The 19624-nt window shown below is 70.2% G+C and carries 19 protein-coding genes and 2 pseudogenes; 7 read left to right on the forward strand and 14 right to left on the reverse strand.

The window, feature by feature from the left end; genetic code table 11:
- Window positions 1–110 precede the first annotated feature (110 nt).
- The 8 genes and pseudogenes from greA to ABTV91_RS12160 form a co-directional block, all read right to left on the reverse strand.
- On the reverse strand, window positions 111–587 hold the full coding sequence (greA, locus tag ABTV91_RS12125) for a transcription elongation factor GreA (RefSeq protein WP_433851670.1): 477 nt from the start codon (window positions 585–587) through the stop codon (window positions 111–113).
- Entirely contained in the window at window positions 584–3826 is a 3243-nt protein-coding gene (gene carB, locus ABTV91_RS12130) for a carbamoyl-phosphate synthase large subunit (protein ID WP_433851671.1), read from the reverse strand. Before carB ends, greA begins: the two co-directional genes overlap by 4 nt.
- Window positions 3827–3829: 3 nt before the next feature.
- On the reverse strand, window positions 3830–4231 hold the full coding sequence (locus tag ABTV91_RS12135) for a four helix bundle protein (RefSeq protein WP_433851672.1): 402 nt from the start codon (window positions 4229–4231) through the stop codon (window positions 3830–3832).
- Window positions 4231–5388 carry a glutamine-hydrolyzing carbamoyl-phosphate synthase small subunit gene (carA, locus tag ABTV91_RS12140; RefSeq protein ID WP_433851673.1) on the reverse strand — a complete coding sequence of 386 codons (1158 nt, stop codon included), beginning with the start codon at window positions 5386–5388 and terminating at the stop codon, window positions 4231–4233. The genes ABTV91_RS12135 and carA overlap by 1 nt, the downstream gene beginning before the upstream one ends.
- A 206-nt stretch (window positions 5389–5594) precedes the next feature.
- Window positions 5595–6319, reverse strand: a pseudogene (locus ABTV91_RS12145) (4-hydroxy-tetrahydrodipicolinate reductase).
- 133 nt (window positions 6320–6452) lie between these two features.
- Window positions 6453–6710 carry a DUF6587 family protein gene (locus tag ABTV91_RS12150; RefSeq protein WP_433851674.1) on the reverse strand — a complete coding sequence of 86 codons (258 nt, stop codon included), beginning with the start codon at window positions 6708–6710 and terminating at the stop codon, window positions 6453–6455.
- Complete coding sequence (gene feoB, locus ABTV91_RS12155; protein ID WP_433851675.1) at window positions 6710–8572, reverse strand: ferrous iron transport protein B; 1863 nt, start codon at window positions 8570–8572, stop codon at window positions 6710–6712. Before feoB ends, ABTV91_RS12150 begins: the two co-directional genes overlap by 1 nt.
- Window positions 8569–8814 (reverse strand): FeoA family protein, encoded by a 246-nt coding sequence (locus ABTV91_RS12160; RefSeq protein WP_433851676.1) that lies wholly within the window; start codon window positions 8812–8814, stop codon window positions 8569–8571. The genes feoB and ABTV91_RS12160 overlap by 4 nt, the downstream gene beginning before the upstream one ends.
- Window positions 8815–8933: 119 nt before the next feature.
- On the opposite strand from ABTV91_RS12160, the gene ABTV91_RS12165 reads away from it, so the two are divergent.
- From ABTV91_RS12165 to ABTV91_RS12190, 6 genes are all read left to right on the forward strand, one after another.
- Window positions 8934–9731: an enoyl-CoA hydratase-related protein gene (locus ABTV91_RS12165; protein WP_433851677.1), complete on the forward strand. Its 798-nt coding sequence runs from the start codon at window positions 8934–8936 to the stop codon at window positions 9729–9731.
- Window positions 9728–10618 carry a hydroxymethylglutaryl-CoA lyase gene (locus ABTV91_RS12170; protein WP_433851678.1) on the forward strand — a complete coding sequence of 297 codons (891 nt, stop codon included), beginning with the start codon at window positions 9728–9730 and terminating at the stop codon, window positions 10616–10618. The genes ABTV91_RS12165 and ABTV91_RS12170 overlap by 4 nt, the downstream gene beginning before the upstream one ends.
- A gap of 26 nt (window positions 10619–10644) precedes the next feature.
- The gene (locus ABTV91_RS12175; RefSeq protein WP_433851679.1) at window positions 10645–11061 is read left to right on the forward strand and encodes a DUF4189 domain-containing protein; all 417 of its coding nucleotides are present in this window, start codon (window positions 10645–10647) and stop codon (window positions 11059–11061) included.
- Between the two features lie 72 nt (window positions 11062–11133).
- On the forward strand, window positions 11134–11904 hold the full coding sequence (locus ABTV91_RS12180) for an SDR family NAD(P)-dependent oxidoreductase (protein ID WP_054666018.1): 771 nt from the start codon (window positions 11134–11136) through the stop codon (window positions 11902–11904).
- A 67-nt stretch (window positions 11905–11971) separates the two neighbouring features.
- Window positions 11972–12538 (forward strand): elongation factor P-like protein YeiP, encoded by a 567-nt coding sequence (gene yeiP / locus ABTV91_RS12185; RefSeq protein WP_433851680.1) that lies wholly within the window; start codon window positions 11972–11974, stop codon window positions 12536–12538.
- 141 nt (window positions 12539–12679) lie between these two features.
- A complete protein-coding gene (locus ABTV91_RS12190; RefSeq protein WP_433851681.1) occupies window positions 12680–13942 on the forward strand; it encodes an OprD family outer membrane porin in 1263 nt (420 codons plus the stop codon).
- A gap of 204 nt (window positions 13943–14146) precedes the next feature.
- Here the strand turns inward: ABTV91_RS12190 and ABTV91_RS12195 are convergent, their stop codons facing one another.
- The 6 genes and pseudogenes from ABTV91_RS12195 to ABTV91_RS12220 form a co-directional block, all read right to left on the reverse strand.
- Window positions 14147–14413, reverse strand: a complete 267-nt coding sequence (locus tag ABTV91_RS12195; protein ID WP_433851682.1) for a DUF2249 domain-containing protein — start codon at window positions 14411–14413, stop codon at window positions 14147–14149.
- A 69-nt stretch (window positions 14414–14482) separates the two neighbouring features.
- A complete protein-coding gene (locus tag ABTV91_RS12200; protein WP_433851683.1) occupies window positions 14483–14953 on the reverse strand; it encodes a hypothetical protein in 471 nt (156 codons plus the stop codon).
- Window positions 14954–15125: 172 nt separating this feature from the next.
- A pseudogene (locus ABTV91_RS12205) lies at window positions 15126–15944 on the reverse strand (DUF4105 domain-containing protein); the annotation flags it as partial.
- Window positions 15934–16113, reverse strand: a complete 180-nt coding sequence (locus tag ABTV91_RS12210; RefSeq protein ID WP_433851684.1) for a hypothetical protein — start codon at window positions 16111–16113, stop codon at window positions 15934–15936. The gene ABTV91_RS12210 and the pseudogene ABTV91_RS12205, both read right to left, overlap by 11 nt.
- Before the next feature lie 145 nt (window positions 16114–16258).
- Window positions 16259–16561: a DUF2388 domain-containing protein gene (locus ABTV91_RS12215; protein WP_433851685.1), complete on the reverse strand. Its 303-nt coding sequence runs from the start codon at window positions 16559–16561 to the stop codon at window positions 16259–16261.
- A 49-nt stretch (window positions 16562–16610) separates the two neighbouring features.
- Window positions 16611–17999, reverse strand: coding sequence for an FAD-binding oxidoreductase (locus ABTV91_RS12220; protein ID WP_433851686.1), 1389 nt, complete (start codon window positions 17997–17999; stop codon window positions 16611–16613).
- Window positions 18000–18197: 198 nt separating this feature from the next.
- On the opposite strand from ABTV91_RS12220, the gene serA reads away from it, so the two are divergent.
- On the forward strand, window positions 18198–19439 hold the full coding sequence (gene serA, locus ABTV91_RS12225; RefSeq protein ID WP_433851687.1) for a phosphoglycerate dehydrogenase: 1242 nt from the start codon (window positions 18198–18200) through the stop codon (window positions 19437–19439).
- The last annotated feature ends 185 nt before the right edge of the window (window positions 19440–19624 follow it).

Here is a 19624-nt window from a genome sequence, read left to right on the forward strand (position 1 = left end):
GGTGCTCTGCTTCCCGTCGGGACACTCATGTAGATGCGGGGCTCGCCCCGCAGGTGGCATCGCCGGGAAAGGCGCCGTGCGGGGCGAGCCCCGCACCTACGAGTACAAGCTCAATCCAGGTACTGGACGCTGACGATCTCGTACTCGCGCTGGCCGGCCGGGGCGGCGATGGCGACGGTATCGCCCTCGTTCTTGCCGATCAGCGCCCGCGCCACCGGCGAGGAAATCGCAATCAGGCCCAGCTTGATGTCCGCCTCCAGGTCGCCGACGATCTGGTAGCGCTTTTCCTCGTCGCTCTCCACGTCGGCCAGCGTCACCGTCGCGCCGAACACCACCTTGCTGCCGGCGTTGAGCTTGCTGATGTCGATGATCTCGGCATGCGACAGCTCGCCTTCCAGCTGCTTGATGCGGCCTTCGATGAAGCCCTGCTCCTCGCGCGCGGCGTGGTACTCGGCGTTCTCCTTCAGGTCGCCGTGCTCGCGGGCCTCGGCGATCGCGGCGATGACCTTCGGGCGCTTGTCCGACTTCAGGTGATCCAGCTCCTCGCGCAGGCGCTGCGCGCCCTTCAGGGTGATGGGGGCTCTCATGCGTTCAACTCCTTGTGCAGTTCCTGCAGCGACCAGACCGGGCCGGTGCCGCGGAATTCCAGCGATTGCACCAGCGCCTTGGCGCCGGCCACCGTGGTCGAATAGGTGACGCGCTGCTGCAGCGCCTCGCGCCGGATCGAGAACGAATCGTTGATCGCGGCACGGCCCTCGGTCGTGTTGACGATGTAGACGATCTCGCCGTTCTTGATGCTGTCCACGATGTGCGGACGGCCTTCGGCCACCTTGTTGACCACTTCGCAGGCGATGCCCTGCTGCTGCAGCCACGCGGCGGTGCCGCGGGTGGCGACCACCGAGTAGCCGCGCTCGACCAGGCCCTGCACCGCCGGCAGCACGCGCGGCTTGTCGGCGTCGCGCACCGAGATGAAGGCCTTGCCCGGCGGCGGGGTCTTGATGCCGCCGGCTTCCTGCGCGCGCGCGAAGGCGGCGCTGAAGCTGCGGCCCACGCCCATCACCTCGCCGGTGGAGCGCATCTCCGGCCCGAGGATCGGGTCCACGCCCTGGAACTTGGCGAACGGGAAGATCGCCTCCTTCACCGAGTAGTAGTCCGGCACGACCTCGGTGGTGGCGCCCTGCTCGGCCAGGCTCATGCCGGCCATGCAGCGGGCGGCGATCTTGGCCAGCGGCACGCCGGTGGCCTTGGACACGAACGGCACGGTGCGCGAGGCGCGCGGGTTCACTTCCAGCAGGTAGATCACGTCGTTGCCGTCGGCATCGGTCTGGATCGCGAACTGGGTGTTCATCAGGCCGACCACGTTCAGCGCCTTGGCCAGCTCGCGCACCTGCCGGCGCAGTTCGTCCTGCGTGGCCGGCGACAGCGAGTACGGCGGCAGCGAGCAAGAGGAATCGCCCGAGTGCACGCCGGCTTCCTCGATGTGTTCCATCACGCCGCCGATCAGCACGTTGCCCTCGCGGTCGCAGATGATGTCCACGTCCGCTTCCACCGCCGCGTCGAGGAAGTGGTCCAGCAGCACCGGCGAATCGTTGGAGACCTTGACCGCATCGCGCACGTAGCGCGCCAGGTCGGATTCGCCGTAGACGATTTCCATGGCGCGGCCGCCGAGCACGTAGCTCGGGCGCACCACCAGCGGGTAGCCGATCTCGCGGGCCAGCGCCAGCGCCTCGTCGGCGGTGCGCGCGGTGCGGTTCGGCGGCTGCTTCAGGCCCAGGTCCTGCACCAGCTTCTGGAAGCGCTCGCGGTCCTCGGCCAGGTCGATGGAGTCCGGCGAGGTGCCGATCACCGGCACGCCGTTGGCTTCCAGCGCGCGCGCCAGCTTCAGCGGGGTCTGGCCGCCGTACTGCACGATCACGCCCTTGGGCTGTTCCAGCTCGACGATCTCCAGCACGTCTTCCAGCGTCAGCGGCTCGAAGTACAGGCGGTCGGAGGTGTCGTAGTCGGTGGAGACCGTCTCCGGGTTGCAGTTGACCATGATGGTTTCATAGCCGTCCTCGCGCAGGGCGAGCGCGGCATGCACGCAGCAGTAGTCGAACTCGATGCCCTGGCCGATGCGGTTGGGGCCGCCGCCGAGGATCATGATCTTGTCGCGGCTGCTCGGGTTGGCCTCGCACTCGTCCTCGTAGGTCGAATACAGGTAGGCGGTGCTGGTGGCGAACTCGGCGGCGCAGGAATCCACGCGCTTGTACACCGGGCGCACCTTGTGCGCGCGGCGCAGCGCACGGATCGCCGCCTCGTTGGTGCCGGTCAGCTGCGCCAGGCGCGCGTCGGAGAAACCGGCGCGCTTGAGCGCGCGCAGGCGCCTGCCGTCCAGCGCGTCGATGCCCTCGGCGTGCACCTGCTTCTCGTCGGCGATGATGTCCTCGACCTGGTCGAGGAACCACGGGTCGATCCAGGACAGGCCGTAGACGTCGTCCACGCTCATGCCGGCGCGGAAGGCGTCGCCCACGTAGAACAGGCGTTCCGGGCCCGGCGCCTTCAGCTCGCGCTTGAGCGTGGCGATGTCGTCCTCGCTGCCCAGGTCCAGGCCGGTCGGGTCCAGGCCGATCTTGCCGGTCTCCAGGCCGCGCAGCGCCTTCTGCAGCGATTCCTTGAAGGTGCGGCCCATGGCCATCACCTCGCCCACCGACTTCATCTGCGTGGTCAGGCGCGCGTCGGCGGCCGGGAACTTCTCGAAGGCGAAGCGCGGGATCTTGGTGACGACGTAGTCGATCGACGGCTCGAACGAGGCAGGGGTCAGGCCGCCGGTGATCTCGTTCTTCAGTTCGTCCAGGGTGTAGCCCACGGCCAGCTTGGCCGCGACCTTGGCGATCGGGAAGCCGGTGGCCTTGGAGGCCAGCGCCGAGGAACGCGACACGCGCGGGTTCATCTCGATCACCACCACGCGGCCGGTGGTCGGGCTGATGCCGAACTGCACGTTGGAGCCGCCGGTGTCCACGCCGATCTTGCGCAGCACGGCGATGGAGGCATCGCGCAGGCGCTGGTATTCCTTGTCGGTCAGGGTCTGCGCCGGGGCCACGGTGATCGAGTCGCCGGTGTGCACGCCCATCGGGTCCAGGTTCTCGATCGAGCAGACGATGATGCAGTTGTCCGCGGTGTCGCGGACCACTTCCATCTCGAACTCCTTCCAGCCCAGCACCGATTCCTCGACCAGCACTTCGGTGGTCGGCGACAGCTCCAGGCCGCGGTTGACGATCTCGACCAGTTCCTCGCGGTTGTAGGCGATGCCGCCGCCGCTGCCGCCCAGGGTGAAGGACGGGCGGATGATGGTCGGGTAGCCGACCCGGGTCTGGATCTCCAGCGCCTCTTCCAGCGTGTGCGCGACAGCGGCCTTCGGGCATTCCAGCCCGATCTCGCCCATCGCCACGCGGAACAGCTCGCGATCCTCGGCCATGCGGATGGCTTCGCGCTTGGCGCCGATCAGCTCGACGTTGTACTTCTCCAGCACGCCGTGGTCGGCCAGGTCCAGCGCGCAGTTCAGCGCGGTCTGCCCGCCCATGGTCGGCAGCAGCGCGTCCGGGCGCTCCTTGGCGATGATCTTCTCGACCGTCTGCCAGTTGATCGGCTCGATGTAGACCGCGTCGGCCATCTCCGGGTCGGTCATGATCGTGGCCGGGTTGGAGTTGACCAGCACCACGCGGTAACCCTCGTCGCGCAGCGCCTTGCACGCCTGCGCGCCGGAGTAGTCGAACTCGCAGGCCTGGCCGATGACGATCGGGCCGGCGCCGATGATGAGGATGGTTTTGAGGTCTGTGCGTTTTGGCATGGTTCAACTCCGGGACCGGGGACCCGGGACCGGGGACCCGGGATCAAGCTTGGCGGACAACGCCTGGTGAAGGCGTCGCAACATTTTGTTGACACGCTCGCAAAGTTCGAGCGCGTGTTCGATTTGCAGGTGATCGCCCAACCCTAGATCACCTGCGAGCAATAGCTGTGTCTGTAACTCGGCGGCCGAGCCGCAAGCCTGTGAAACAAAGCGGGCGTAATCGCGCGTGGTAGCTCTCGCATTTCCTTCCGCAATGTTGGAAGGAATGGAAACTGCTGCACGCTGGAGCTGCGAACTCAGGCCATAACGCTCTTCCTTGGGAAAGTCCGCCACCAGCACATACACCGCCTTGGCCAGCACCATGCCGACCTGCCACACCTCCAGTTCCCGGAAATGCGAAGCCATCAGGCCATTGCGCCCGGGTCCCCGGTCCCGGGTCCCCGGTCCCGCATCATCGCGATGAACCGGTCGAACAGCGGCGCCACGTCGTGCGGGCCGGGCGAGGCTTCCGGGTGGCCCTGGAAGGAGAACGCTGGCGCGTCGGTGCGCTCCACGCCCTGGATGGTCTGGTCGAACAGCGAGCGCTGGGTCACGCGCAGGTTGGCCGGCAGCGTGCTTTCGTCGATGGCGAAGCCGTGGTTCTGCGAGGTGATCATCACCCGGCCGCTGTCGATGTCCTGCACCGGGTGGTTGGCGCCGTGGTGGCCGTGGCCCATCTTCATGGTGCGCGCGCCCGAGGCCAGGCCCAGCAGCTGGTGGCCCAGGCAGATGCCGAAGGTCGGGAGCCTGCGGTCCACGAATTCCTTGATCGCGGCGATGGCGTAATCGCAGGGCTCCGGGTCGCCCGGGCCGTTGGACAGGAACACGCCGTCGGGGTTCATCGCCAGCACCTCGGCGGCCGGGGTCTGCGCCGGCACCACGGTGAGGTCGCAGCCACGCTCGGCGAGCATGCGCAGGATGTTGGTTTTCACCCCGAAGTCGTAGGCGACGACCTTGAACTTCGGCTCGGCCTGGACGAACTGGCCCTTGTCCAGATCCAGCTGGCCTTCGGTCCACGGGTAGGCCTTGTCGGTGCTGACCACCTTGGCCAGGTCCATGCCCTTCAGGCCGGGGAACTTGCGCGCCGCTTCCAGCGCCTTGTCCACGTCAATGTCCGGGCCGGCCATCAGCGCGCCGTTCTGGGCGCCGCGCTCGCGCAGGATGCGCGTCAGCTTGCGGGTGTCGATGCCGGCGATGGCGACCACGCCGCGCTGGATCAGCCAGTCCTGGAGCGGCAGCTGGTTGCGCCAGCTGCTGGGGCGGCGCGGCACGTCGCGCACGATCAGGCCGGCGGCCCAGACCTGCGCTGCCTCGTTGTCCTGCTCGTTGGTGCCGGTATTGCCGATGTGCGGGTACGTCAGGGTGATCATCTGCCTGGCGTAGGACGGATCGGTCAGCATTTCCTGGTAACCGGTCATGGCGGTGTTGAACACCACCTCACCCACGGACAGGCCGGGCGCGCCTGCGGATTCGCCCTCGAATACGGTGCCGTCTTCGAGCACGAGAATTGCGGCTTGGGTCACGGGAATCTCACTTTGGCTACCGAGGGGGCTCCGAAGCCACGCCTGCGCTCAGGCAAAAACCGGTTGCAAAAAAGCGCGGACGGCGGTGTAAACCGGTCCGGCTGACGTGATTCGGCGAGCGGGAATTGTAATGGCATGGGTGCCACCGGCGCCAGCGCCGCGTATGCGCCCGGCCCCGCCCTGCCCGGCCGGCGCAGGGGCCCCGTTCAGCCCGCGCCGGTCGCCACCAGCTCGCGCACGGAATAGCGACCCGGCGCCCGCCCCCGCAGCTGCCGGGCCACATGCAGGGCGCCGCGGGCGATGTCGCGGTTGGTGGCGCGGTGGACCAGCTCCACCCGCTCGCCCAGCCCGCGAACTGGACCACGTGCTCGCCGATGATGTCGCCGGCGCGCAGGCTGGCGTAGCGCGGCTCGGCGCCGCCATGCCGGGCCGCCTCGCCCAGGGTCAGGGCGGTGCCGCCGGAGGGCGCGTCCTTCTTGTGCACGTGGTGCGATTCGACGATGTCGCAGTCCCAGCCCGGCAGGCTGGCCGCGGCGCGTTCCACCAGCTCGGCCAGCACCGCCACGCCGAGGCTGAAGTTGGTCGCCCAGGTCAGCGGGATCCGCTGCGCCGCGGCCGCCAGCGCGGCCTGCTGCGCCGCGTCGATGCCGGTGGTGCCGGAGACGAACGCCGCATTGCGCGCCAGGCACAGCGCCAGCACCGGGTCGAATCCTTCCGGCAGGCTGAAATCGATGGCCGCGTCGAACGGCGGCGCGCCGGACAACTCGCTGGCGGCGAAGTGCGGCACGCCGTCGATCACCCGCTGCGCCGGCGCCTTGCGCACCACCGCGGCGACCACCTGCAGCGAAGGATCTTCCGCCGCCAGCCGCAGCAGGGCCTGGCCCATGCGACCGGAAGCACCGTGGATCAGCAAACGTGTGGGAGTCGTCATGGCAGGCAAACTACCGCCTTGTGATGCAGGGAGACAAGCGACGGGGGGGGCGGCGGCGTGCGCCGGAACGACGCAAGTGAGCCCGCGCATTGCCGGTCACCGCCCTGCCGCATCCCGCGCCGCCAGGAAAGGTTCAATGCTGTTTGGGCGGCGTCGGCCCGCAGCCATCGCAGCCACCGCAGGCGCCGGCACCGCCGGCGGCGGCGGGCGGCGCCAGCCGGCGCCCCAGCGCCTGCAGGCGCGGCGAGCGATGCGGCTTGACCAGCCACAGCGCCAGCGCCCCGCGCAACCTGCGCACCACGCCGGGGAACTGCTTCTTCAGCACCACCCACGCGCTGGCCAGCACGGCCAGGACGATGATCGCGTACTGCAGCAGCAGGCCCCGGTCCATCAGCCCGCCCCCAGCGCCACCGCGGCCTGGTAGGTCACCAGCGACGCCAGCCAGGCTGCCGCGAACAGGTAGACCGTGGCGAACGCCATCTGCTTCCACGAGTTGGTCTCGCGCTTGATCGTGGCCAACGTGGAGATGCACATCGGCGCGTAGATGTACCAGACCAGCAGCGACAGCGCGGTGGCCAGCGACCAGCCGTCGCTGATCAGCGGGGTCAGCGCCTGCGCGGCGGCATCGTCGTCGGCCGCCGACAGCGCGTACACCGTGGCCAGCGAGGCTACCGCCACTTCGCGCGCGGCCATGCCCGGGATCAGCGCGATGCAGATCTGCCAGTTGAAGCCCAGCGGCGCGAAGAACACTGCCATCGCGTGGCCGATGCGGCCGGCGAAGCTGTAGTCGATGGCCGGCAGGGTCGCGTCGGCCGGTGCCGCCGGGAACGACAGCAGGAACCACAGCAGGATGGTCAGCGCCAGGATGATGCCGCCCACGCGCTTGAGGAAGATCATGCCGCGCTCGTACAGCCCGACCGCCAGGTCGCGCACGTGCGGCAGGCGGTAGGACGGCAGTTCCAGCAGCAGCGGGTGCTCGCCCTTGTCGCGGCGGAACTTCTTCATCGTCCACGACATCGCCAGCGCGCTCAGGATGCCGGCCGCATACAGGCCGAACAGCACCAGCCCCTGCTGGTTGAACACGCCCCACACCGTCCTCTGCGGGATGAAGGCGCCGATCAGCAGCGCGTACACCGGCAGCCGCGCCGAACAGGTCATCAGCGGCGCCACCAGGATCGTCGCCAGCCGGTCGCGCGGGTCCTGGATGCTGCGCGTGGACATGATGCCCGGCACCGCGCAGGCGAAGCTGGACAGCAGCGGGATGAACGACCGCCCGGACAGGCCGGCCGCGGCCATCATCCGGTCCAGCAGGAACGCCGCGCGCGGCAGGTAGCCCGATTCCTCCAGCGCGAGGATGAAGAAGAACAGGATCAGGATCTGTGGCAGGAACACCACCACGCCGCCGACGCCGGCGATGATGCCGTCCACCAGCAGGCTGCTCAGCGGCCCTTCCGGCAGGGTCGAGCCCACCAGCTCGCCCAGCCAGCCGAAGCCGGCCTCGATGCCGTCCATCAGCGGCGTGGCCCAGGCGTAGACCGCCTGGAAAATCAGGAACATCACCACCGCCAGGGTCAGCAGCCCGAACACCGGGTGCAGCAGCCAGCGGTCCAGCGCGTCGTCGATCCTGGCCGTGCGCGTGGGCATGCGCACCGCGCTGGCGAGGATGTCGCGGACCTGGGCGTGGTGGTCGGCGGCAGGCACGACGTCCGGCGGCGCCATCGTCGCCAGCTGCGGCATCATCGCGTCGATGCGCGCGACCAGTTCACTGGCGCCGTTGCGGCGCACCGCCACGGTTTCCACCACCGGCACACCCAACGCCTGCTCCAGCGCCGCCACGTCGATCTCGATGCCGCGCCGACGCGCGGCATCGACCATGTTCAGCGCCACGATCATGGGTCTTCCCAGCTCGCGCACTTCCAGCGCGAAGCGCAGGTGCAGGCGCAGGTTGGTGGCGTCGACCACGCACACCAGCGCATCGGGCGCGGCTTCGCCGGGGTAGAAGCCGCGGCACAGGTCGCGGGTGATGGCCTCGTCCAAGCTGGCCGGCTGCAGGCTGTAGGCGCCGGGCAGGTCCAGCACCGCGTACTCGCGCCCGGACGGCCCGCGCATGCGCCCTTCCTTGCGCTCGACGGTGACGCCGGCGTAGTTGGCCACCTTCTGCCGGCTGCCGGTGAGCTGGTTGAACAGCGCGGTCTTGCCGCAGTTCGGGTTGCCCACCAAGGCCAGCCGCGACACGCCCGTCGCTGCGTTCATGCCACCACCTCCTTCGTGATCCGGATGCGGGCGGCCTCGCTGCGCCGGAGCGCGAAACGGGTGAAGCCGACCTGCACCAGCAGCGGTTCGCCGCCAACCGGCCCGCGCGCGACCACACGCACGTCCTCGCCGTTGACGAACCCCAGTTCCCTCAACCGCCGGGCGATCGCATCATTGGCATGCAGGTCCTGCACCGCCTCCACCTGCGCGGGTGCATGCAGCGGCAAATCTGACAACGTCACTGAACGGCGCCTCTGGATGAGTTGATAAGAATGGTTATCAATTCTAGCATCGCCGCGCCGCGACTTGCTGCCCCGGGCGCTCCGCTATGATTCGGGCACCCAAGCACGCATGGAATCCGATGAGCGATGCACTGCTCGTTCGCCACGACAACGCCGTGGCGACGCTCCACCTGAACCGTCCCGGGCTGCACAACGCGTTCGACGCCGGGCTGATTGCCGCCCTCACCACCGCGCTGGAAGCCCTCGGCGCGGACCCGGCGGTACGCACCGTGGTGCTGGCCGGCAACGGGCCGTCGTTCTCGGCCGGCGCCGACCTGCAGTGGATGCGCGCCATGGCCGGCGCCTCGCAGGAGGAGAACCGCCAGGACGCACTGGCACTGGCGCGGTTGATGCGCACCCTGGACGAGCTGCCCAAGCCGACCATCGCCCGCGTGCACGGCGCCAGCTTCGGCGGCGGCGTCGGCCTGGTGGCCTGCTGCGACATCGCCATCGCCGCCGAGGGCGCGCGTTTCGGCCTGACCGAGAGCCGCCTGGGCCTGCTGCCGGCAGTGATCTCGCCCTACGTCATCGCCGCCATCGGCCCGCGCCAGGCGCGGCGCTGGTTCGCCACCGGCGAGCATTTCGACGCCGACACCGCGCTGCGCATCGGCCTGGTGCACCAGGTGGTCGCCGCCGACGCGCTCGACGCCGCGGTGCAGGCGCAGCTGGACCTGATCGGCAAGGCCGGCCCGGTCGCGGCGGCCTCGGCCAAGGTGCTGGTGCGCGAGGTTCATGCCGCTGGCGGTGACCGCGACGCGCTCGACCGCGCCAATGCCGGGCTGATCGCCGCGCTGCGCGCCTCGGACGAGGGCCGCGAGGGCCTGTCGGCGTTCCTCGAGAAGCGCGCGCCGCGCTGGGTGGCGGGGGAACGGCGATGAGCGATTTCGTCCGCATCGTCGAGGTCGGCCCGCGCGACGGGCTGCAGAACGAAAAGCAGCAGGTCGCCACCGCCGACAAGATCGCGCTGATCGACCGCCTCTCGGCCACCGGCCTGCGCACCATCGAGGCCACCAGTTTCGTCAGCCCGAAGTGGGTGCCGCAGCTGGCCGACGCCGCGGAGGTCATGGCCGGCATCCAGCGCCGCCCGGGCATCGCCTACCCGGTGCTGGTGCCCAACGAACAGGGATACGAACGCGCGCTGGCGGCCGGGGCGCGGGAGGTGGCCGTGTTCACCGCCGCCTCCGAGCAGTTCAACCGCACCAATACCAACGCAGGCATCGACGAATCGCTGCAGCGCTTCGCGCCGGTGCTGGCGCGGGCCAAGGCCGACGGCATCCAGGTACGCGGCTACGTGTCCACCGTGCTCGGCTGCCCCTACCAGGGCGAGGTGCCGCTGGCCGACGTGGTGCGCGTGGCACGCGCGCTGCACGCCATGGGCTGCCACGAGATCTCGCTGGGCGACACCATCGGCGTCGGCACGCCCCGCAAGGCCCGCGCGATGCTGCGCGCGGTGGCCGCCGAAGTGCCGATGGCCGCGCTCGCCGTGCACTTCCACGACACCTACGGGCAGGCGCTGGCCAATATCGCCGCCTGCCTGGAGGACGGCGTGCGCGTGGTCGATTCGGCCGTGGCCGGCACCGGCGGCTGCCCCTACGCGCGCGGCGCCAGCGGCAATGTCGCCAGCGAGGACGTGGTGTACATGCTGCACGGCATGGGCATGGACACCGGCATCGACCTGCCGGCGCTGGCCGACACCGGACGCTGGCTGGCCGGCGTGCTGGGCCGCGACAATGGCAGCAAGGCCGGCAAGGCCATGGACCACTGATTGACTCACCGAAAGGATTCCGCCGCATGATCCGCACCGCTCTCGCCATCGCCGCCCTGCTCCCGGCAGGCAACGTTCTGGCCGCTTCGGCGGTGGCCTTTTCCGACTCCGGCGCCTACGGCTTCGCCTACAACCATCCCTCCGCCAGCCTCGCCCTGCAGGCCGCCATGGGCCACTGCGCGCGCCGTTCGGCCAACTGCACCGAAGTGGCCAGCACGTCGGCCGAGGCCGGGTATTCGGCCATCGCCAGCGGCAGCGCCGCTTTCGGCCATGCGCTGGGCGAAAGCGACGAACGCGCCGCGATCGACAAGGCCCTGGCCATGTGCCGGCGTACGGCGGACGATTGCCGGCTCGAGTTCCTGTGGCGGGAAAGGCCGGTACCCGCCGTGCTGCGCGTGCCCGCGCATCCGCCGATGCCCGTCCCCGTGCCCCGACAGTACTAACGGGCCGCCGCCCCCTGTGAGGACGGCGGCATCGGCTAGAATCACCGGCCAACCCATTGCAGGTAGCGTCTGATGCAGCTGTCTTCCGTCCGCGCCGTCGTCACCGGCGGTGTCTCCGGCCTCGGCCTGGCCGTGGCCCGGCACCTGGTCGCCAACGGCGGCAAGGTCGCCCTGTTCGACCTCAACGAGGAAAAAGGCACCGCCGCGGTCGCCGAACTGGGAACGGACAACGCCCGCTACTTCACCACCAACGTCACCGACGAGGCCGGCGTGGCCGCCAACCTCGCCGCCGCGCGCGAGTTCCTGGGCGGGCTGAACGTGGTGATGAACTGCGCCGGCATCCTGGGCGCCGGCCGCGTGCTCGGCCGCGAGGCGCCGATGCCGCTGTCCAACTTCCAGGCCACGGTGATGGTCAATCTGGTCGGCAGCTTCAACGTGGCCAAGGCTGCCGCCGACCTGATGCAGCACAACGAGGCCGGCGTTGACGGCGAGCGCGGGGTGATCATCAACACCGCTTCGGTCGCCGCGTATGAAGGCCAGATCGGCCAGGCCGCCTACTCCGCCTCCAAGGGCGGCGTGGTCGGCATGACCCTGCCGATGGCGCGCGAACTGTCGCGCTTCGGCATCCGCGTGATGACCATCGCCCCGGGCGTGTTCTGGACGCCGATGGTGGACGGCATGCCGGCCAACGTGCAGGAATCGCTGGCCGCCTCGATCCCGTTCCCGTCGCGCCTGGGCCAGCCGGACGACTTCGCCGCGCTGGTCGGCCACATCATCGGCAATACCTACCTCAACGGCGAAACCATCCGCCTGGATGGCGCCGTGCGCCTGGCGCCCAAGTGATCCACCCCGCGGGCGCCCACAAGGCGCCCGCTTCAATTCATCCCTTACCCCAACCGACTTTCCAAGCATGAAAGCCAGCGATATCAAGAAAGGCAACGTCGTCGAATACAACAACGGCGTCTACCAGATCCGCGACATCGAGCGCAGCTCGCCGCAGGGCCGCGGCGGCAACGTCCGCTTCCGTTTCATCATGTACAGCGTGCCGGGCGGCAACAAGCTCGACGCCAGCTTCGACGCCGACGACAACCTGCCGGAAGTCGAGCTGCTGCGCCGCCAGTCCACCTTCTCGTACATGGACGGCGACGCCTTCGTGTTCATGGACGACGAGGATTACACCCCGTACACGCTGGACGCGGACGTGGTCGGCGACGACGCCGGCTACATCACCGAGGGCCTGACCGGCATCTACGTGCAGGTGATCGACGACCAGCCGGTCGCCATCCAGATGCCGCAGCACGTGACCCTGGAAGTGGTGGAAACCCCGCCGGAACTGAAGGGCGGCACCGCCACCAAGCGGCCGAAGCCGGCCAAGCTGAACACCGGCATCGAGATCATGGTGCCGGAGTACATCACCAACGGCGAGCGCATCCTGGTCAACACCACCACCGGCGAGTTCGGCGGCCGCGCCGACTGACCCGGCGCACGACACAGCAGCAAGCGACGGCGCCCATGCGGCGCCGTCGTCGTCTGTGAAGTTCGGCTACGGCGCGCCGATAACCCGGCAGTTCCCCTTCCGCGACGCGGGCCCGGGGCCCTCCCCTGCCCGGACCGACCGATGCCCCGCTGCCGCCGCTGCCGCCGCTGCCTCCTGCCCCTCCTGCTGCTTCCCGCCATCGCCACCGGCGCGGAACCGGCGCAGGACCTGCGCCAGATGTTCGCCTTCGGCCACGCCGATGGCAGCCTGCGCGGCAAGTACTACGCCACCGGCAACGCCTTCTTCGCCGAAGGTGTCGACCGCGACACCTTCGCCACCGGCGGCCGGCTCGGCTTCACCAGCGCGCCGCTGCACGGCTTTTCGCTGCGCGCCAGCGCCTACCTGCAGCGCAGCCTGATCCATGCCGGCACCGGCCGCGACCGCGATCTCGGCCACGACCTGGCCTCGCTGGGCGAAAGCTGGCTGCAGTGGCAGGGCGGGAAGCTGCTGCTGCGCGCCGGCAACCAGGCCATCGACGAGGTGCCCTTCACCTCCAGCTACGATTTCCGCATCGTGCCGCAGCTCTACCAGGGCGTGCGCCTGCGCGTTGGCGAGGGCGGCAACCATTTCAGCGCGATGCGCATGTTCCGCTACAAGTCGCGCATCGACGGATCGTTCGCGCGCACGACCAACTACAACCGCCGCTTCTCGCCGCTGCACCCGGGCGTGGGCGACACCCCCACCGACGGATTCTGGGCCGTGGGCGGCGCCCGCCGGGCCGCGCTCGGCCCGCTGGATGCCAGCGGCCAGGTGTGGCTGATCCGCTACCTCGACTATGCCGACCTGTACTACGGCCAAGCCGAACTGGCCGCGCGCGACGGCGCACTGCGCCCGTTCGCGGCCGTGCAGGTCGCCCGCCAGCACGAACAGGGCGCGGCCCTGCTGGGGCCGGTGGACAACCGCACCTACGGCCTGCGGCTCGGCGTGCGCGGCCGGCGGGCCACGGCCACGCTCAACCACAACCACGTGCCGCACCGCGCCGGCACGTTCCGCAACGGCGCGCTGGCCACGCCCTACGCCAGCTACCAGACCTCCGGGCCGCTGTTCGCGCAGCCGTACCTGACCAGCACCCAGGACCTGGGCAGCGGCGATGCCTGGTCGGCCGAACTGGACGTGGCCGCGAACGAACGGCTGCGCTGGGGCGCGCGCTGGTCGTACATGGACCTGCGGCCGGCCGCCGACCGGCCGTCCATCGGCCAGCGCGAATACATGGCCTTCGCCAGCTACCGCTTCGGCGGCGCGCTCAAGGGCCTGAGCGTGAGCAACTACTTCGCCGTGCAGCACCAGCGCGGGCGCAGCGCCGGCTATCGCGAAAACCGCCTGAGCGTGGCCTACGACTTCTGAGGCGCACGCCCTTCCTGCCAGTGCCAGTGAATGCATCTCCCGGCCAGCGACAGGGCCGCCCGGGTTGCCGGAGACAACGGGTCATTTCCTGCACGCCCGGGTGCCGGCCGGGCCCGTGCGCAGACCCGTGTCTGCCGCCAGCATGGCGGCGACACCGATGCCGGGAAAGCGCGTCGGCCCGGACGGCCCCGGCAACGCCGGCGCTCACTCCTCCGGCAGGCCCTGGATGCCGAAGTCGATCACCACCGCTTCCGGCCCGCGCTGCAGGTAGTTGATCGACAGGTGCTCGCCGAAACGCTGGCTCAGCTGGCCCAGCAGCGGGATCGGGTCGTGGTCGTTGACGAAGCGCATGGTCTCGCCGTTGCGCAGCGCGCCCAGCGCGCCGAAGATCGCCGAGTGGCGGAAGCGGCGCGCCACGCCGCGGGCGTCGAAGACGTGGACATGCGGGGCGGGATCGAGGGAAACGTGCATCGTGCGGAACTCCTTCGTGGAAAACCCGGCCCATGCTAGGCCTCCGCCTCGCCGCCGCCCTGACCAGGATCAAGAACGGCGCCGATGCCCGCCGCTCAGTCCGGCGCGGCGGCCAGATGCCGCATGCGCGCGGCCAGCCAGCCCACCCCGCTGCCGCGTCCGCTCCAGTTCCTCGCGCTGCGCCGGCGGCAGGGCCTGCCCGGCGGTAGCGTGCAGGGCCTGCCAGCGCGCCTGCCCTTCCTCGTCGTGCCGGGCCAGCGCCCGCTCCAGCGCGGCGAGTTCGTCGGGCTGGACGATGCCGTAGCCCCCGTCCGGCAGCAGCGATGCCGGCGCGTCGAACACACGCCGCTGAAAACGCTGCCAGTCGGCCAGGCGCGCCTGCAGTTCGGGAGCGCCCGATCCCAGCTGCCGCTTCAGCTGCGCGAGCGCGCGCGCGCAGTTCGGCCCGGCGCAGCGCCGCGGTTTCCAGCACCCACCACGCCGCGGTCGGCTGCAGCGGCAGGTCCGGTGGCAGCTCGCCCCGTTGCCGCGCGCTGCCATCCAGCCAGCGCTCCAGCGGCAGCGGCGGCGCCCACCCTTCCTGCTGCAGGCCCTGCAGCAGTTGCCGGTAGTCCTCGCGGGCCGAGGCGAAGTACAGGCCGTCCCCGCTGCGCGTCGAGGGCCGCTGCGCCGCGGCCAGCCCGGCGCGCTGCAGGCGGTGCAGGACGCCGCGCGGCGTGGTGGTGGCCTGCAGGCGCCGCCGCGGCGGCGTCAGCGCCAGGTCGAGCAGGCGCCCGCTTTCCACCGCGCAGTTGTTGCCGATGAAGCGGTAGCGCCCGTCGTAGCTCCAGTGCGCGCGGGCTGCCAGCTGCAGCAGCGCGCCGATCTGCGCCGGCGACAACGCCAGCGGCCACGCCTGCAGGTCGCGCAGTTCGATGCGGGTGTATTCGTCGATCACCTGGTCCAGCGGCAGCACGAACAGCCGCGCCGGATAGGCGCCGGTCAGTCCGCGCCAGTTCGATATCTGCACGTCGTTGACGAAGGCGCGGAAGGACAGCACCCGGTGGTAGGCCAGGTCCATCCGGCACTGCGGGCCCGGTTCGCGGCCCGGCGCGCAGACCACCAGCCGCAGCATGGCGTGGCCGAAGCGGCTCATCGCCGCCTCGCCGCTGTCGGCCAGCAGGTAGTCCACCGCGTACACCCGCGCCGGGTCCAGCGTCTCCAGTTCCAGCTGCGCCGCGGTGGCGCCGGCCACCAGCAGCGGCAGCGCTCCGGCACAGTCCACGTCCGGCAGCGGCGCCGGCCCCAGCTGCTGCCGGTACCACGCCGCCAGCGCCGGCCGCCGGCAGCGGTATTGCGGGTCGAGCAGGTACCACTCCAGGTTGACCGCGAAGGCCTCGGCCGGGCTGTGGCGTTCGTAGTCGTCCGGACTGCGCAGGGCGTAGGGGTTGGCGCCGCGCCGGTCCCAACCGGCAAGACGGCGGAACGCCGGCTGCCGCGACCAGCCGCCATCCTTGCCGCGGTCGAAGGCGTGGGCGATCTCATGCAGCACCGTGGCCTGCCTGCGCCAGGTCGTGCCCGGCCGCCGTGGCCGGCAGCTGCAGCAGTTGCGGCGAGAGCCGCAGCCCGCCGCGGCGATGCCTGCCGGCGACGTCCTCCGGCAGCTGCGGATCGAAGCGCAGCGACAGGCGCCGCGGGTCGGCCTGCCAGCGTGCGGGCAACCGTTCCCTGGCGCGGTCCAGCAGCGCGCGCGCGCGCGTTGCTGCGCGGTCGCGTCCAGGCCGGCCGGGTCCAGCGCCAGCTCAAGCGCCTGGCCGCTGCCGCTGGCCAGCAGCAGCGCGGCGGCCAGCACGGCCGTCGGGCGCATCAGCGGGCGAGGATCGCCCGGGCCAGTTCCATGTCGCTGGCGGTGGCGGCGCCGGCATCGTGCCGGCGCAGGTGCAGCAGCGCGGCCTGCAGGCGCGCGCCGCGCAGGCGGCGGCCGTCGCTGGCGACGAAGCCGGCGGCTTCCTCGCGCGCGGCCTGGATCACCTTGTCGTCGCCGGAGGAACTGCTCGAGCCCTTGGACGAGGCACCGGCGGAGGTGCCGGCGGTGCTGCCGGCAAAGCTGGACGCCAGCAGCGGCGCGGAGGCCAGCAGCAGGACGCAGGTCAGGAACGGACGGATCATCGGCGTACGGGAAAGCGTGGGACGGGATGCGAGCGTAACCGGCCGCCGGCTACAGGTCGAACAGCTTGCCCGGATTCATCAAACCCAATGGGTCGAACGCCCGCTTCACCCCGCGCATCAGCGCGATCTCGGCGGCGTCGCGGGTGCTGGACAGGTAGGGCTTCTTGACCAGGCCGATGCCGTGCTCGGCCGAAATGCTGCCGTGGAAGCGGTGCAGCACCTGCGCCAGCAGCTTGGTCACCTGCTCGCACTGGCCGAGGAATTCGGCGTCGGAGGTGTCCTCGGGCTTGAGCACGTTGATGTGCAGGTTGCCGTCGCCGATGTGGCCGAACCAGACCACGTCGAAATGCGGATAGGCGCCGTTGATCAGCGCCTGCGCCTCGGCCAGGAACGCCGGCATCGCCGAGATGCGCACCGACACGTCGTTCTTGTACGGCCGGTAGCGCGCCAGCGACTCGGTGATGCCCTCGCGCAGGCGCCATAGCTGCTGCGCCTGCGCTTCGCTGGCGCTGATCACCCCGTCCAGCACCCAGCCCTGCTCCATGCAGTGCTCGAAGGCGGCCAGCGCCGCGGCCTCGCCGGCCTCGTCGGCCGCGGCGTATTCGGTCACCACGTAATACGGGTAGGTTTCGGCGAACGGGTACTGCGCGCCGTGCGCGGTGACGTGGTGCACCGCGCGGTCGGTGAAGAACTCGAACGCCTCCAGCTGCATGCGTTCGCGGAACGCGGCGAACACCTGCATCAGCACCTCGAACGACGGTAGCGCCAGCAGCATCACGTTGCTCGCCGGCGGCGGGTCGGTGAGCTTCAGCGTCGCCTCCACCACGATGCCGAGCGTGCCTTCCGAGCCGATCAGCAGCTGGCGGAAGTCGTAGCCGCTGGAGTTCTTGATCAGGCCCTTGTTGAACTCGAGCAGTTCGCCGTTGCCGGCCACGACCTTGAGCCCGGCGACCCACTCGCGGGTGTTGCCGTAGCGGATCACGCGGATGCCGCCGGCGTTGGTGGCGATGTTGCCGCCGATCGAACAGGAGCCGCGCGCGGCGAAGTCCACCGGATAGACCAGGCCATGCTCGCGGGCGGCGTTGTGCACGGCTTCCAGCGGCATGCCGGCCTGCACCGTCAGGGTGCGGTCCACCGCGTTGAAGTCCAGCGCCTTGTTCATGCGCTCCAGGCTCAGCACCAGTTCGCCGTTGGCCGCCACCGCGCCGCCGGACAGGCCGGTGCGGCCGCCGGACGGCACCACCGCGACGGTGTGTTCGTTCGCCCAGCGCACCACCGCCTGCACCTCCTCGACGCTGCCCGGCAGCGCGATGGCCAGCGGCGCCGGCGTCCAGCGCCGCGTCCAGTCGCGCCCGTAATGCTCCAGATCGGCCGGATCGGTCTTCAGGCGCAGCCCCGGGCAGGACTGCAGCAGGGTATCCAGGCGCGGATCGGTCATGGCGGCGGAGGTGCTCGGGCAGGGGAAACCGGAAAGCCTGCCAGCCGCGGCGCGGCACGTCCAGCGGCCGCGCCCGGCGACGATGGATACACCTGAAACCGTCGGGTTATCAAGACATTACCAACTGTCGCAGTGCACAAGAGCCGGTCGCTTCTGGCATAGTCGGCAACTCCCTCCGCCTGCACAGCCGCCACCGCCATGTCGCCCAAGAAGACCTCGTTCCCGAAGCAGGACATCCGTGTTTTGTTGCTGGAGGGGGTCAGCCAGACGGCGGTGGAGACGTTCAAGGCGGCCGGTTACACGCAGATCGAGTACCACACCAAGGCCCTGCCGGAAGACGAGCTGAAGGCGCGCATCGCCGAGGCGCACATCGTCGGCCTGCGCTCGCGCACCCAGCTCACCGCCGAGGTGCTGGCGCACGGCAAGCGCCTGATCGCGGCCGGCTGCTTCTGCATCGGCACCAACCAGGTGGACCTGGAAGCGGCCGAGCTGGCCGGCATCCCGGTGTTCAACGCGCCCTACTCCAATACCCGCTCGGTGGCCGAACTGGTGATCGCCGAGGCGATCATGCTGACCCGCGGCATACCGCAGAAGAACGCCGAATGCCACCGCGGCGGCTGGTCCAAGTCGGCCGCCGGCAGCCACGAGGTGCGCGGCAAGGTCCTGGGCATCGTCGGCTACGGCCACATCGGCACCCAGGTCGGCGTGCTGGCCGAGGCGCTGGGCATGCAGGTGATCTTCCACGACATCGAGACCAAGCTGTCGCTGGGCAACGCGCAGCCGGCCGCCAGCCTGGACGACCTGCTCGCCCGCGCCGACGTCGTCACCCTGCACGTGCCGGAAACCGCCGCCACGCAGTGGATGATCGGCGCGCCCCAGCTGGCGAAGATGAAGCCCGGCGCGCACCTGATCAACGCCGCGCGCGGTACCGTGGTGGTGATCGAGGCGCTGGACGCGGCGCTGCGCTCCGGGCACATCGGCGGCGCGGCGGTGGACGTGTTCCCGGCCGAACCCAAGGGCAACGGCGACCGTTTCGAATCGCCGCTGACCGCGCACGACAACGTGATCCTGACCCCGCACGTCGGCGGCAGCACGCTGGAAGCCCAGGACAACATCGGCGTGGAAGTGGCCGCCAAGCTGGTGCGCTACAGCGACAACGGCAGCACGCTGTCGGCGGTCAACTTCCCGGAAGTGACCCTGCCCGAGCACGAACAGAGCCTGCGCCTGCTGCACATCCACCGCAACGTGCCGGGCGTGCTGTCGCGGCTCAACGAAGTGTTCTCGCGCCACAATCTCAACATCGACGGCCAGTTCCTGCGCACCAACCCGAAGCTGGGCTACGTGGTCGTGGACATCACCGCCACCGTGGAACAGGCCAACGCGATCCGCGACGAACTGGCCGCGATCGAAGGCACGCTGCGCACCCGCATCCTGTACTGAGCGCGCTCGCGGCCAGGCCGCTTTCGCAGGAACGGCTTCAGCCGTGAGGGCTTTCCGGGCATCGCCGCGAAGAGCATCGCGGCTGAAGCCGCTCCTACGGCAGGGCGATACGGTGCCTCAGCGCACGCCAGCATCGCCCTATGCCGCAGGGATCCATCCGCCGCGCAACCTTCCCAACCGAACGA

Source organism: Stenotrophomonas nitritireducens (assembly GCF_050984405.1).
Lineage (GTDB): Bacteria > Pseudomonadota > Gammaproteobacteria > Xanthomonadales > Xanthomonadaceae > Stenotrophomonas > Stenotrophomonas nitritireducens_B.